Source organism: Pseudomonas sp. YeP6b (genome assembly GCF_025642995.1).
Classification (GTDB): domain Bacteria; phylum Pseudomonadota; class Gammaproteobacteria; order Pseudomonadales; family Pseudomonadaceae; genus Aquipseudomonas.
Window position 1 is genome coordinate 1,350,976 of record NZ_CP080090.1, and the last position, 13,660, is coordinate 1,364,635.

Consider the following 13,660-nt stretch of genomic DNA (forward strand, 5'->3'; position numbering starts at 1 on the left):
TTGTATCGGCCGCGGGCTCGGGAGGCTTAAGGGTGGGCCGGTAAAAGAGCGCCGGATGTCGCAAATGGGCTGTTCGCCGCCGCAGTGGGCGTGTGGGGCGTATCTGAAAATCTGCGGTTACACGTCTTGTGTATCTGGCGCAGATACATTTGACCGCCTACGATACGCGCCAGGATTCTAGGGAGAGCGTCATGAAAAAATCATTGGCAGTAAGCGTACTCAGTGCAGCGATGCTGCTGGCCGGTTGTCAGTCGGTCAATACCACCAGCGGCGGTGCCGTTGGGGTAGAGCGCAAGCAGTACATGTTCAGCATGCTGTCGAGCCAAGAAGTCGACCAGATGTATGCCCAGTCCTACCAGCAAACGCTGGGTGAGGCGAGCGGCAAAGGCATGCTCGACAAGACCAGCGCCAACGCCAAGCGCGTGCAGGCGATTGCCAAGCGTCTGATCGCCCAGGCACCGACGTTCCGCCCGGATGCGGCGCAGTGGAAGTGGGAAGTGAACCTGATCAAAAGCGATGAGATGAACGCCAATTGCGGGCCTGGCGGCAAGATCTTTGTGTACAGCGCGTTGATCGACAACCTCAAGCTCACCGATGACGAACTGGCTGCGGTGATGGGCCATGAAATCGCCCACGCCTTGCGCGAGCACGGGCGTGAGGCCATGTCCAAGGCCTACGGCATCCAGATGGCCAAGCAGGGCGCCGGTGCCTTGTTCGGTTTGGGTCAGGACAGCCTGGCGTTGGCCGATACCGTGGCCAACTACGGCATGACCTTGCCCAACAGTCGCGCCAATGAAAACGAAGCGGACCTGATCGGCTTGGAGCTGTCGGCCCGGGCTGGTTATAACCCGAACGCGGCCATCACGTTGTGGAACAAGATGGCCAAGGCTTCGGAAGGTGCGCCACCGGAGTTCATGAGCACACACCCGGCTTCCGACAGCCGAATCGCCTCGTTGCAGGCGGCGATTCCGAAGGTGATGCCGCTTTACCAGCAGGCCAAAAAGTCCTGATTGATCGTTCCCACGCTCTGCGTGGGAATGCCGCTCTGGACGCTCTGCGTCCGCTCTTAAAAGCGTGATGCAGAGCGTCACAGAATGCATTCCCACGCGGAGCGTGGGAGTGATCAGGTCGGGCTAGATCCAGCCGCTGCTTTGCATGGCTTTGTACACCGCAACAATCGCCAGGATGAAGAACGCCGTAGCCGCCAGTCGACGAATCAAGGTCAACGGCAGTTTTTCCGCCGCGAAATTCCCCGCCAGAACCACCGGCACGTTGGCAATCAGCATGCCCAAGGTGGTGCCGATAATCACCAGCCACAGCTCAGGGTATTGCGCCGCCAGCATCACCGTGGCGATTTGCGTTTTGTCACCGATTTCTGCGAGGAAGAACGCAATCAGCGTGGTCAGGAACGGGCCGAACTTGCGCGTGGTACTGGCTTCGTCATCGTCGAGTTTGTCCGGCACCAAGGTCCATAGCGCCGTGGCACAGAAGCTTGCCGCGAGGATCCAGTGCAACACCGCATCCGAGAAGAAACTGCCGAACCAGGCCCCCACGGCACCGGCAGCCGCATGGTTGGCCAGGGTCGCGGCGACGATGCCGGCGATGATCGGCCAAGGTTTGCGAAAGCGTGCGGCAAGGATGAGCGCGAGCAGCTGCGTCTTGTCGCCGATTTCGGCCAAGGCAACGATTGCGGTAGGTACGAGTAATGAATCCAGCATCAGGTAAGTTTCCAGGGGCGGGTCGACACGGCTATGACACGTACAGCCTTCCCGCCCCGGGTAAGGTGTGCGTGTCATAGGTCTTGTCAAACCCCGGTCCGTCTGTGCGGACTCCTGGGTCGCATACGCCATGGTCTGTTGACCAAGTATGTTGACGTATGCCGGACGAGCATGGCGCTCGTGGGAGACTACTCCCCTAGGACGGAGCGGATTTTGCCTAGGCAAAACCCATTCGGCAAGCCTTCTTTTTCAAAAAACCATCAGCCGCGTTTGGCACGATAAATGCGAAAACCATTGCCTTCGGCCTTGATTGCGCACACGCCCAAGTGCTCTTCGATCAGGGGTTGGTACTTGAGGAAACTGTTGGCGACCAAGCGCAGTTCGCCGCCTTTTGCCAGGTGTTTCGCCGCTTTTCGCAGCAAGTTTTCCGTGGCGAAATAATCCGTATGCACGCCGACATGGAACGGTGGGTTGCTCAAAATCGCGTTCAAACCCATCGGCGCGGCGTCGATGCCGTCACCGGTCAACACCTCGGCTTCCAGGCCATTGGCTGCCAAGGTCAGGCGACTGCTGGCGGCAGCAAAGGCATCCACGTCCAGCAGGGTCACCGTGTTATGCGGGTAGCGACGCTTGACCGCAGCTCCCAGCACGCCGGCGCCGCAGCCAAAGTCCAACAAATGCCCACTGGGCAGCTTGTCCAGATGCTCAAGCAACAGCTCGGTGCCGCGATCCAGGCGACCATGGCTGAACACGCCTGGCAGGCTCACCACCTTGAGCGGCCCTTCGGCCAATGGCACGTCGAACACTTGCGCCAGGCTTTCCAGCTCGACCGCTTGCGGGGCGTTGGCCACGGTGACTTGCCACAGCTGGCAATGCCGCGCGTTATCGAGCTTGCGTGGCTTGCCGAACGGGATCATCTGCTTGGCGGCGCTTTCGATACCGCCTTTTTTCTCGCCGACCAGATACAGCTCGGCGCCGGGCAGGCGCGCGGCCACGGCATTGAGCAGGTAGTCGGTGAGGTCCTTGGACTTGGGCAGGAAAATCACCGCCGCATCAAACCCACGCTCGGGCACGTTCACGCCGAACTGGCTGCGCTCAGGGAAGCGCGCATCGAGCGCCGCCTGGTCGCCGGCATGCCAGCTCCAGCCGTGGGCATTGGGCAGGCGGCCGAGCAAGTCGTCGGCGGGCAACCCTACCAGCAGCAGGTTGCCTTGAAAAAGTTCGGCCTGACGAAGCAGTACTTCACTGCGCGGATCCATGGTCTGCTCCTTGAAAAGGGGCGCAGTTTATCAACTGACGACGCGCAGCGGGGCGCCGCTGAAAAAGGTCCGGGCGTTTTCTGCCAATTGGCCGACGATGCGCTGCCGCGCTTCGCGACTGCCCCACGCGTTGTGCGGCGTGACGATCAAGCGAGGAATGTCGCCGGCCAGCAGTGGGTTGCCATTCACTGGCGGTTCCACGCTCAGCACATCGGTGGCCGCGCCGCCCAGATGGCCGCTGCGCAGGGCGTCTGCCAGCGCCTGTTCGTTGATCAAACCGCCGCGCGCGGTGTTGACGATAAATGCGCCGGGTTTGAGCAGTGCCAATTCGCGAGCGCCGATAAAGTCGCGGGTGTGTTCATTGAGCGGGCAGTGCAGGGTCAGCGCATCGACCTGCGCGAGCAGTTCATCCAGCGGCACGCGGTCGGCGCGGGCAGGGCGCCCTGGAATCGCGCCGAGCACCACGCGCATGCCAAAGGCTTCGGCCAGGCGTGCGACGGCGCTGCCCAGTTCGCCGTGGCCGAGCAGGCCAAGGGTTTTACCTTGCAGCTCGACAATCGGGTAGTCCAGAAGGCAGAACTGCTTGGCCTCTTGCCATTTGCCGGCGGCGACCTCTCGTTGATAGTCGTTCAAGCGTGTCGCCAGGTTGAGCAACAGCATGATCGTGTGCTGCGCCACCGACGGCGTGCCGTAGCCCTGGCAGTTGCTCACGGTGATGCCCAGGGCGCGGGCGGCCGCGAGGTCGATGTTGTTGGTGCCGGTGGCCGACACCAGGATCAGCTTGAGTTCGGGGCAGGCCTGCAGGGTCTCGGCGTTGAGCGCGATCTTGTTGCTGATCGCCACCTGGGCGCCTTGCAGGCGTTCGATCACGTTCTGCGCCGTGGTGTGCGCGTACAGTTGCAGGTCGCTGAAGCTGTTGCGCAATGCGCTGAGGTCGAGGTCCCCCAGGTCCAGGGACGGGTGATCAAGGAAGACGGCGCGGCGATTGTTCGTCATCAACTGTACCTTTTGCGACAGGGTTCGAAGGCGTAATCTGCCGAGCCTATCAGATGAAATAATCCGTTACTTAATGGAGTGAGTATGTACGCCGCCGAGTTTTTGACCGTAGCCTTGATTCACTTGTTGGCGGTGGCCAGCCCTGGCCCGGATTTCGCCGTGGTGGTGCGCGAGAGTGTTACCCATGGCCGCCGCGCCGGGACTTGGACGGCGCTCGGCGTCGGTTCGGCGATTTTCCTGCACGTGGGTTACTCGTTGCTGGGCATTGGCTTGATCGTGTCGCAGTCCATCGTGCTGTTCAATGCGCTGAAATGGGCGGCAGCGGCCTACCTGCTGTACATCGGCTTCAAGGCCTTGCGCGCGCAGCCGGCCAAGCCTGTTGCCGAGGGCGAGTTGCACCGTGAAGTGGGCGAACGCACCCCGCGCGGGGCATTTACCGCAGGGTTTGTGACCAATGGCTTGAACCCCAAGGCCACGCTGTTCTTCCTGTCGCTGTTTACCGTGGTGATCAACCCGCACACGCCGCTGGCGATCCAGGCCGGTTACGGCCTGTACCTGGCGGTGGCGACGGCATTGTGGTTTTGCATGGTGGCGATGTTGTTCAGCCAGCAGCGGGTGCGTGCTGGTTTTGCGCGGATGGGGCATTGGTTCGATCGGACGATGGGCGCGGTGCTGATTGCGATTGGCGTGAAGCTGGCCTTCACCAGCATGAAGTAAACGAATTTCTTGAGTGACCACGGCTCAAAATGTGGGAGCGGGCTTGCTCGCGAATACGGAGTGTCAGTCACCGAATACCTAGGCTGATACACCGCCTTCGCGAGCAAGCCCGCTCCCACATTGGATCTCGGCTAGGCTCAAGTAATGGCGCAAAGCTAGCATTCATTGGGGTCTACAAATCATTCCTTTGGCTGATTTAGCTGACACATAAGCGCTCTACAGTGCTGGTCTTCAAGCCACGACCGTGCAGTCAGATAAGGGATTAGTATGTTGCAGACCCGTGTTATCCCACCCGCCGAAGGCGCTTACCAATACCCACTGTTGATCAAACGCCTGCTGATGTCCGGGGCACGCTACGAGAAGACCCGGGAAATCATCTACCGCGACAAACTGCGTTACACCTACCCGACCCTGATCGAGCGCGTTGCGCGCTTGGCCAATGTGCTGACCGAAGCCGGGGTCAAGGCCGGCGACACTGTCGCCGTGATGGACTGGGACAGCCACCGTTACCTGGAGTGCATGTTCGCCATCCCGATGATCGGCGCGGTGATCCACACCATCAACGTGCGCCTCTCGCCGGAACAAATTCTCTACACCATGAACCACGCCGAGGACCGCTTTGTGTTGGTCAACAGTGAGTTCGTGGGGCTCTACCAGGCCATTGCCGGGCAACTCACCACCGTCGACAAGACCTTGCTGCTCACCGACGGCGACGCCAAGACCGCCGAGCTGCCCAACTTGGTCGGCGAGTACGAAACCCTGCTGGCGGCCGCCAGCCCCAAGTACGACTTCCAGGACTTCGACGAACATTCCGTCGCCACCACCTTCTACACCACCGGCACCACCGGTAACCCCAAGGGCGTGTACTTCACCCACCGCCAGCTGGTGCTGCACACCATGGGCGTGGCGACCATCATGGGCAGCGTCGACAGCGTGCGCCTGCTAGGCACCAACGACGTATACATGCCGATCACGCCGATGTTCCACGTACACGCCTGGGGCCTGCCGTACGTGGCGACCATGCTCGGTTTGAAACAGGTCTACCCCGGCCGCTACGACCCGGAATACCTGGTGGAGTTGTGGCGCAAGGAAAAGGTCACCTTCTCCCACTGCGTGCCGACCATCCTGCAAATGGTGCTCAATGCCAAGGCTGCCCAAGACGTGGATTTTGGCGGCTGGAAAATCGTCATCGGCGGCAGCGCGCTGAATCGCACGTTGTACGAAGCGTCCAAGGCGCGCGGCATTCAACTGACCGCCGCGTACGGCATGTCCGAGACCGGGCCGCTGGTGTCCTGCGCCCACCTCAACGAAGAACTGATGGCCGGCACCGAAGACGAGCGCACCACCTACCGCATCAAGGCCGGCGTGCCTGGGCCGTTGGTAGAAGCGGCGATTGTCGACGCCGAGGGTCACTTCCTGCCCGCCGACGGCGAGTCCCAGGGGGAGCTGGTGCTGCGTGCACCGTGGCTGACCGAGGGCTATTACAACGAGCCGCAAAAGGGCGCCGAGCTGTGGGAAGGCGGCTGGATGCACACCGGCGACGTGGCCACCCTCGACGCGTTTGGCGTGATCGATATTCGTGACCGCATCAAGGACGTGATCAAGACGGGCGGCGAGTGGATCTCCTCCCTGGCCCTCGAGGACCTGGTCAGCCGTCACCCGGCGGTACGCGAAGTAGCGGTGGTGGGCATCGCCGACCCGCAGTGGGGCGAGCGCCCGTTTGCGCTGCTGGTGGTGCGTGATGGCCATGTGATAGGTGCTCGCGAGCTCAAGGAACACCTCAAGCCTTTTGTCGAGCTGGGCCATTTGAGCAAGTGGGCGATTCCGAGCCAGATCGCCGTTGTTACTGAAATTCCCAAGACCAGCGTAGGAAAACTCGACAAAAAACGTATCCGCATCGACATCATTGAATGGCAGGCCAACAACAGCACCTTCCTCTCGACCCTGTGATGCCCCTCGCCGCGCCCGTTCGGGCGCGGCAATGCTCTATCTCGCGCCTTCACTTGTGATTTGCCAATTTTCAGCCATCCTTGCCTAGCCGGCCTTCGTCGGCGTGGCGAAAGGACTGTGGCAGACGGGTTGGTGATGCAAATCACACTTTAGAGGGATCAAGCGGTACCCCCTGCTGGCTATAGTCCCTCTCAGAGTTTTTCAAGGATGTTGCGCTTCGAGCCAAGGGGGCTCGGTTGCCGTTCGGCATTGGAATCTTTGTATTCCGGCCGGTACATGCATCCAGAAGACAGAACTCACTGCCATAACAATAATGCACATGGAGTAGCGTCGATGACCTCAGTAAACCAGTTCTGGCGCCGGGCAAGACTGCCCCTGGCCGTCAGTCTCGCTTCTACGCTCGCCGGGCCCGCATTCGGCGTCAGTTTCAACATCGGTGAAATCGAAGGTAGCTTTGACTCATCCCTGTCGGTGGGGGCGAGCTGGTCGACTGCCGGTCGCAATAAAGACCTGATCGGTGCCAACAACGGTGGCAAGGGGCTTTCGCAAACCTCCGACGACGGCCGCCTGAACTTCGACAAGGGTGATGCCTTTTCGAAGATCTTCAAGGGTATCCATGACCTTGAGTTGAAATACGGCGATACCGGCATCTTTGTGCGTGGCAAGTACTGGTATGACTTTGCGCTGCAGAACGAAGACCTCGACTTCAAAAACGTCAGCAACGACAACCGTAAAGAGGGCGCCAAGTCCTCTGGCGGGCAGATTCTCGATGCTTTCGTCTACCACAACTACACCATCGCCGATCAGCCGGGTAACGTGCGTCTTGGCAAGCAGGTAGTGAGCTGGGGCGAAAGTACCTTTATTGGCGGCGGTATCAACTCGATCAACCCGATCGATGTGTCTGCGTTCCGTCGCCCGGGCGCTGAGATCAAGGAAGGCTTGATTCCGGTCAATATGTTCTACGTGTCCCAGACCCTGACCGACAACCTCTCCGCAGAGGCGTTCTACCAGTTGGAGTGGGACCAGACCGTGGTGGATAACTGCGGTACGTTCTTCTCCCAGCCTGACGTGATTGCCGACGGTTGCAGTAACAACCTGCGGGTCTTGAACAAACGTTCCACCATTCCTGGCGCGGCCTTGCCAACCCTTAACACGCTCGGCGTCGATGTGAACAACGAAGGCGTGCTGGTACGTCGCGGCGGTGACCGTGATGCACGCGACAGCGGCCAGTTCGGCGTGGCCATGCACTACAACTTCGAGCCGCTGGACACTGAGTTCGGCGCGTACTTCATGAACTACCACAGCCGTGCGCCGATCTTCAGCGCGACAGGTGCGCCAAACTCGGCCTACACCCGTCCGCTGGGACCACTGGCGGCATTGCGTCCGTTGATTGTGGCGGGCAGCTCCCAGTACTTCGTCGAGTACCCGGAAGATATCCGCTTGTATGGCTTGAGCTTCTCCACCACGTTGCCGACCGGCACCGCCTGGAGTGGTGAATTGAGCTACCGGCCAAACGCGCCGGTACAGCTGAGCACCACCGATATTCTGTATGCGGGCGTCACGCCGATTCCGGGCTTTGGCAATGCTTCGGTGCTCAAGGGCAGGCCGGGGCAGGACCTGCACGGCTACAACCGTAAGGAAGTCACCCAGTTCCAGACCACCTTCACGCACTTCTTCGACCAGGTTATGGGCGCCACCCGCCTGACCACCGTGGGTGAAATCGGCGTGACTCATGTGGGCGGCTTGGAGAGTAGAGACAAGGCGCGCTACGGGCGTGATCCGGTCTTCGGTCCCGGCAGCCTGCCTGGCGGCTTCTGTAACGGGCTGAACAATTCGACCGGTCAAGGTGCAGGCCTGCCCAATGCGTCCGGCCTGAACACCAACTGCAACAACGATGGTTATACCACGGCTACGTCCTGGGGTTACCGCGCCCGGGCGATCTGGGAATACCCGGACACGTTTGCCGGTGTAAACCTCAAGCCTAGCGTGGCCTGGTCCCACGACGTCAAAGGTTACTCGCCGGGCCCTGGCGGCAACTTCGAAGAAGGTCGCAAGGCTGTCAGCCTGGGTGTCGATGCGGAGTATCAAAACACCTATACCGTTGGCCTGAACTACACCAACTTCTTTGGTGGCAAGTTCAGCACCGTGGACGATCGTGACTTTATCGCCTTGAGCGCAGGCATGAACTTCTAAGCACACTCTCTTTAAGCAGTCTGTTTTCAGGAAGAACCAGAACATGAAAATAACTAAAAGTCTGTTGCACGTGGGTGTGCTTGGGCTGTCGATCCTGGCGGGTAGCGTCATGGCGGCAGTCTCGGCGGATGAAGCCGCCAAGCTGGGCACGAGCCTGACCCCGATGGGCGCTGAAATGGCCGGTAACGCAGCCGGCACCATCCCGAAATGGTCGCCACTGCCCACCAATGCCGGTGCCGTGGATGCCCGGGGTTTCCTGGCCAACCCGTATGCCAGCGAACAACCGCAGTTCACCATCACCGCGCAGAACGTCGAGCAGTACAAAGACAAGCTGGCGCCGGGGCAGTACGCGATGTTCAAGCGTTACCCGGACACCTTCAAGATGCCGGTCTACCCGACCCATCGCGGCGCCACGGTGCCGGCTGATGTGTTCGCCGCCATCAAGAAGAACGCCACCAACACCAACCTGGTGTCCGGCGGTAACGGCCTGGAAAACTTCGAAACCGCGATTCCGTTCCCGATCCCGAAAAGCGGCGTGGAAGTCATCTGGAACCACATCACCCGCTATCGCGGCGGCAGCGTGACCCGTCTGGTCACCCAAGCCACCCCGCAAACCAACGGCTCGTACAGCCTGGTGTACTTCCGCGACCAGTTCGTGTTCCGCGACAAAATGAAGGACTACGACCCGAAAAACCCGGGCAACGTGCTGTTCTACTTCAAGCAGCAAGTGACCGCGCCGGCACGTCTGGCCGGTGGTGTGCTGCTGGTGCACGAAACCCTGGACCAGGTGAAAGAGCCGCGTTCGGCGTGGGTTTACAACGCCGGCCAGCGCCGTGTGCGTCGGGCGCCGCAAGTGTCCTATGACGGGCCGGGTACTGCGGCCGACGGCCTGCGTACGTCCGACAACCTCGACATGTACAACGGTGCACCGGACCGCTACGACTGGAAGCTGGAAGGCAAGAAAGAAATCTACATCGCCTCCAACAGCTACAAGATCGACGATCCAAAGCTCAAGTACGCTGACATCATCAAGGCCGGCCACATCAACCAGGACTTGGCTCGCTACGAGCTGCGCCGCGTCTGGCACGTGGTCGCCACCCTGAAGGAAGGCCAGCGCCACATCTACGCCAAGCGTGACTTCTTCATCGACGAAGACACCTGGCAAGCGGCGGTGATCGACCACTACGACGGCCGTGGCCAATTGTGGCGCGTTGCTGAAGCGCATGCCGAGAACTACTACGACAAGCAAGTGCCGTGGTACGCCATCGAAACCCTCTACGACCTGCAGTCCGGCCGCTACCTGGCCCTGGGCATGAAGAACGAAGAGAAACAGGCGTATGACTTCGGCTTCACCGCCAGCACCAGCGACTTCACCCCAGCGGCCTTGCGCCAGGATGGTGTTCGCTAAGCAGCACTCGCTCGACAATGTGGGAGCTGGCTTGTGTAAAGCTGGCTTGTGTGGGAGTCGGGCTTGCCCGCGATGCAGGCGCCTCGGTGTATCAGTTACACCGAGTTGATGCTATCGCAGGCAAGCCAGCTCCCACACAAGCCAGCCTTGTGCAAGGCAGCTCCCACATTTTTTGTCGCAGTTCTTTTTCAGTCAAATGTTGCAAAGATCTACAAATCCGCCGCTTTTACCGCTAGTCTGCGGACATCTGCAATGCCGACAACAGCCTTCTACAAGAGCCCGGCGATGACTGATCTGTCCCGAATCCAAGGGCCTGCAAGCGCGGTAATTCCGACCCTGGAAGCGCGCTTCTACAGGCCACCGTTGCCTGACGGCTATGTGCTGCGCCCGCGCCTGTGCGAACGGCTGAGTGCGGGGCTTGCAGGGCGATTGTTATTGGTCAGTGCCCCGGCCGGGTTCGGCAAGAGTTCGTTGGCGGTGGAGTTCTGCCAGAGCTTGCCGGCGCATTGGCAAAGCCTGTGGCTGGGTCTGAGCCCACGGGACAACGACCCGGGCCGTTTCCTCGAGCGCCTGCTCGACGGTTTGCAACAGTACTTCCCGCAACTCGGTGCCCAATCCTTGGGCCTGCTGAAAATGCGCCAGCGTCACCAACCCTTTGCCTTTGAAGAATGGCTCGACGGCCTGCTCGATGAGCTGACGTTGCACCTGTCCACGCGCGCGCCATTATTGCTGGTGCTGGATGACTACCATCTGGCCCAGGGCCCGGTGCTGGATCGCTGCCTGCAGTTTTTCCTCAATCACTTGCCCGATGGGCTGGTGGTCATGGTCACCAGCCGCCAGCGCCCCGACTGGCACCTGGCACGGCTGCGGCTGTCGCGGCACCTGCTGGAGCTGCACGAACAAGACCTGCGCCTGACCCATGACGAATCGCTGGCCGTGCTGGATCGGCACAGCAGCTCGTTGCGCGGCGAGGCCCTGGACAACTTGATCCGGCGCAGTGAAGGTTGGGTGGCCGGCCTGCGTTTCTGGTTGTTGGCCATCGCCGAAGCCGGCAATGAAAGCGCGCTGCCGCAAAGCCTGCACGGTGGCGAAGGGCTGATTCGTGATTACCTGCTCGAAGAAGTCATCGACTGCCTGCCGGTTGAGGTTCAAGCCTTCCTGTACGACACCGCGCCTCAGGATCGTTTTTGCAGCGAATTGTGCGACGCCGTGCGCGAAGCCCACGACAGCGCTGAGATCCTGCGCTACTTGCAGGTCCACCAAGTGTTTCTGGTGCCGCTGGACGAACAAGGCCACTGGTACCGTTATCACCACCTGTTTTCCGATTTGCTGCGCACCCGCCGAGCGAGCAATGCCACCTTGCCGATTGCCAGCCTGCACCTGCGGGCTTGCCGCTGGTTCAACGCCCAGGGCTTGATCGACGAAGCGGTGGAGCAGGCGTTGCGCGCCGGTCACCTCGATGTGGCCGCCAACTTGGTGCAGAACCTGTCGGAGGAGCAACTGCTCGCCGAGCAGAATGTCGGCATGCTGCTGCGCTGGAAGATGGACTTGCCCGACAGCCTGCTGATCAGCACGCCGCGCTTGATCGTGCTGTACAGCTGGGCCTTGGGGCTGGCCTGCCAGTTGGATGCGGCCGAAGAGTTGTCCGGCTACCTCAGCCGCTTCCTGCCGGCGCCGTCGGCCACCGCGCAAAAGTCGATGCTGGCCCAATGGCTGGCGCTGAGCGGGATCATCGCCCGTGGGCGTGGCGACCGCGAGCTGACCCAGCGTTATTGCAGCGAGGCCTTGGAAAGCCTGCCGCACAAACGCTACGGCCAGCGCCTGATGTGCCTGTCGACCCTGTCCAACCTGGCCATCGTCGATGCCGACCTGTGGCGCGCCCGTGGTTTGAATCGCGAATCCTTGGAGCTGGCGCAACGCGTCGGCAACCCGTTATTTGAAGCCCTGGCCCATTACGACCGCGCGCGAGTGTTGCAGGCGCGCGGCGAAATCCTGCGTTCCCTGGACGAAGTGCGCCAAGGCCTGCAACGCCTGCACGGCCTTGCGCCTCAGCGGCTCTACGCCGTGCGCGCGCGGTTGTCGCTCTACGAAGGCTACTTGCTGCTGGTGCGTTATCAGCCCGAAGCCGGCCTGGCGCGTTTGCGTGCCGGTTTGAGCGAGGCCCGCGCCTGTCGGGATATCAGCGTGTTGATCGGGCACTGCGTGATCGCCAGCTTTGAAGGGCGGCGCGGTGATTTCCCCAAAGCCTTCGCCGAACTCGCCGAAGCCGAGCGCTTGATGCATATCTGGGACGTGCCGCCGATCTACTACCTGGCGATGATCACGCTGATCAAATGCGAATTGTGGCTGGCCCAAGGCCGTACCGACCTTGCCGACGCCTGGCTGACCCGCCTGGGGCAGACCTACAACGGCGAGCACGCCGCTGCCGCGCCTGAGTTTCATCCACATTTGCCGCAACACATTGGGCTGCAACAGGCGGCGTTGGATGCGATTCGTCATCAACCGGCGGCGGCCCTGCAACGCCTCGAAGAGCTGGCGCAGCAGGCGCACAACAGCGGGCGCCAGATGATTGCCTTGATGGCCCTGACCCAACAGGCGCATTTACTGCTGGAGTGTGGCCAGGAAGCCAAGGCGCGGCCGATCGTGGCCCAGGCGCTTGAGGCGGGCGCCGGCGGCGCACTGCAACCGTTCCAGCGCCTGCTGGAAGGCTACCCGGACTGGATGCGCGAACAACTGCGCAAAGACCCGCACGGTTTGTTGAGCCAGAGCCTGTTGGCGCTGCTGCCGGTGGTGGCTGCTGTCGAGACCTCGCCCACTCACGAAACCCTCAGCACCCGCGAGTTGGCGGTGCTGCAACTGATCGCCCAAGGCTGCTCAAACCAGGAGATCAGCAATCAGTTGTTCATCTCCCTGCACACGGTGAAAACCCACGCCAGCCACATCAACAGCAAGCTGGGCGTGGAGCGCCGCACCCAGGCGGTGGCGCGGGCCAAGTCGATGGGCTTGCTGGTCTGATAGCCGATCTGCTTTCCTGTGGGCGCTGGCTTGCCTGCGATGGCATCAACGCTGTGTGCCTGATGTCTCCAGTCGTCCGTATCGCAGCATAGGTATCTACACATCTTTTTATGGGTTGAATTCTTTGGTTGTCGCGGGGGCGCGGGGTACATATCCGTTGCTGCGGTAACGGCTGCTATTGGTTCCGCCCTTACGGCGGGTCACTTTTGAAAGAGCCCAAAAGTAACCAAAAGGCTCTTGCCCCACCACTCGGCACCTCGCTCACGCTTCGGTGTGCCCTCACTCCGGCTTTGGGCGGGGCCGCCGCCATGGGCCATCCTTGGCCCATCGCGGCTAAACCGGCGTCCTGCCGGTTTACCCACGCTCAAAAGCCTGCGTTCGGCCAGCGTGGTTTAACGGGGCGC

Annotated in this window: 9 protein-coding genes and 1 riboswitch; of the genes, 6 read left to right on the forward strand and 3 right to left on the reverse strand. The window is 61.1% G+C overall.

Annotated features, from left to right (window positions below):
• The first annotated feature begins 191 nt into the window (after positions 1-191).
• Entirely contained in the window at positions 192-1,010 is an 819-nt protein-coding gene (locus tag KZH41_RS06090) for a M48 family metallopeptidase (protein ID WP_094953017.1), read from the forward strand.
• A 123-nt stretch (positions 1,011-1,133) separates the two neighbouring features.
• Here KZH41_RS06090 and KZH41_RS06095 read toward each other — a convergent pair whose 3' ends face one another.
• From KZH41_RS06095 to KZH41_RS06105, 3 genes are all read right to left on the reverse strand, one after another.
• Positions 1,134-1,718 carry a TMEM165/GDT1 family protein gene (locus KZH41_RS06095; RefSeq protein ID WP_004372026.1) on the reverse strand — a complete coding sequence of 195 codons (585 nt, stop codon included), beginning with the start codon at positions 1,716-1,718 and terminating at the stop codon, positions 1,134-1,136.
• A gap of 89 nt (positions 1,719-1,807) precedes the next feature.
• A riboswitch (yybP-ykoY riboswitch) is annotated at positions 1,808-1,927 on the reverse strand.
• Between the two features lie 51 nt (positions 1,928-1,978).
• Positions 1,979-2,977, reverse strand: a complete 999-nt coding sequence (locus KZH41_RS06100) for a class I SAM-dependent methyltransferase (protein WP_263274523.1) — start codon at positions 2,975-2,977, stop codon at positions 1,979-1,981.
• A 30-nt stretch (positions 2,978-3,007) separates the two neighbouring features.
• Positions 3,008-3,973, reverse strand: coding sequence for a 2-hydroxyacid dehydrogenase (locus KZH41_RS06105; RefSeq protein WP_094953015.1), 966 nt, complete (start codon positions 3,971-3,973; stop codon positions 3,008-3,010).
• A gap of 84 nt (positions 3,974-4,057) precedes the next feature.
• On the opposite strand from KZH41_RS06105, the gene KZH41_RS06110 reads away from it, so the two are divergent.
• From KZH41_RS06110 to KZH41_RS06130, 5 genes are all read left to right on the forward strand, one after another.
• Positions 4,058-4,690, forward strand: a complete 633-nt coding sequence (locus tag KZH41_RS06110) for a LysE family translocator (RefSeq protein ID WP_083360097.1) — start codon at positions 4,058-4,060, stop codon at positions 4,688-4,690.
• A gap of 267 nt (positions 4,691-4,957) precedes the next feature.
• A complete protein-coding gene (locus KZH41_RS06115) occupies positions 4,958-6,640 on the forward strand; it encodes a fatty acid--CoA ligase (protein ID WP_094953686.1) in 1,683 nt (560 codons plus the stop codon).
• Between the two features lie 333 nt (positions 6,641-6,973).
• Positions 6,974-8,833 (forward strand): DUF1302 domain-containing protein, encoded by a 1,860-nt coding sequence (locus KZH41_RS06120; RefSeq protein WP_263274524.1) that lies wholly within the window; start codon positions 6,974-6,976, stop codon positions 8,831-8,833.
• A 43-nt stretch (positions 8,834-8,876) separates the two neighbouring features.
• Positions 8,877-10,241 (forward strand): DUF1329 domain-containing protein, encoded by a 1,365-nt coding sequence (locus KZH41_RS06125; RefSeq protein ID WP_094953688.1) that lies wholly within the window; start codon positions 8,877-8,879, stop codon positions 10,239-10,241.
• 285 nt (positions 10,242-10,526) lie between these two features.
• Positions 10,527-13,256: a LuxR C-terminal-related transcriptional regulator gene (locus KZH41_RS06130; RefSeq protein ID WP_263274525.1), complete on the forward strand. Its 2,730-nt coding sequence runs from the start codon at positions 10,527-10,529 to the stop codon at positions 13,254-13,256.
• Positions 13,257-13,660 lie beyond the last annotated feature (404 nt).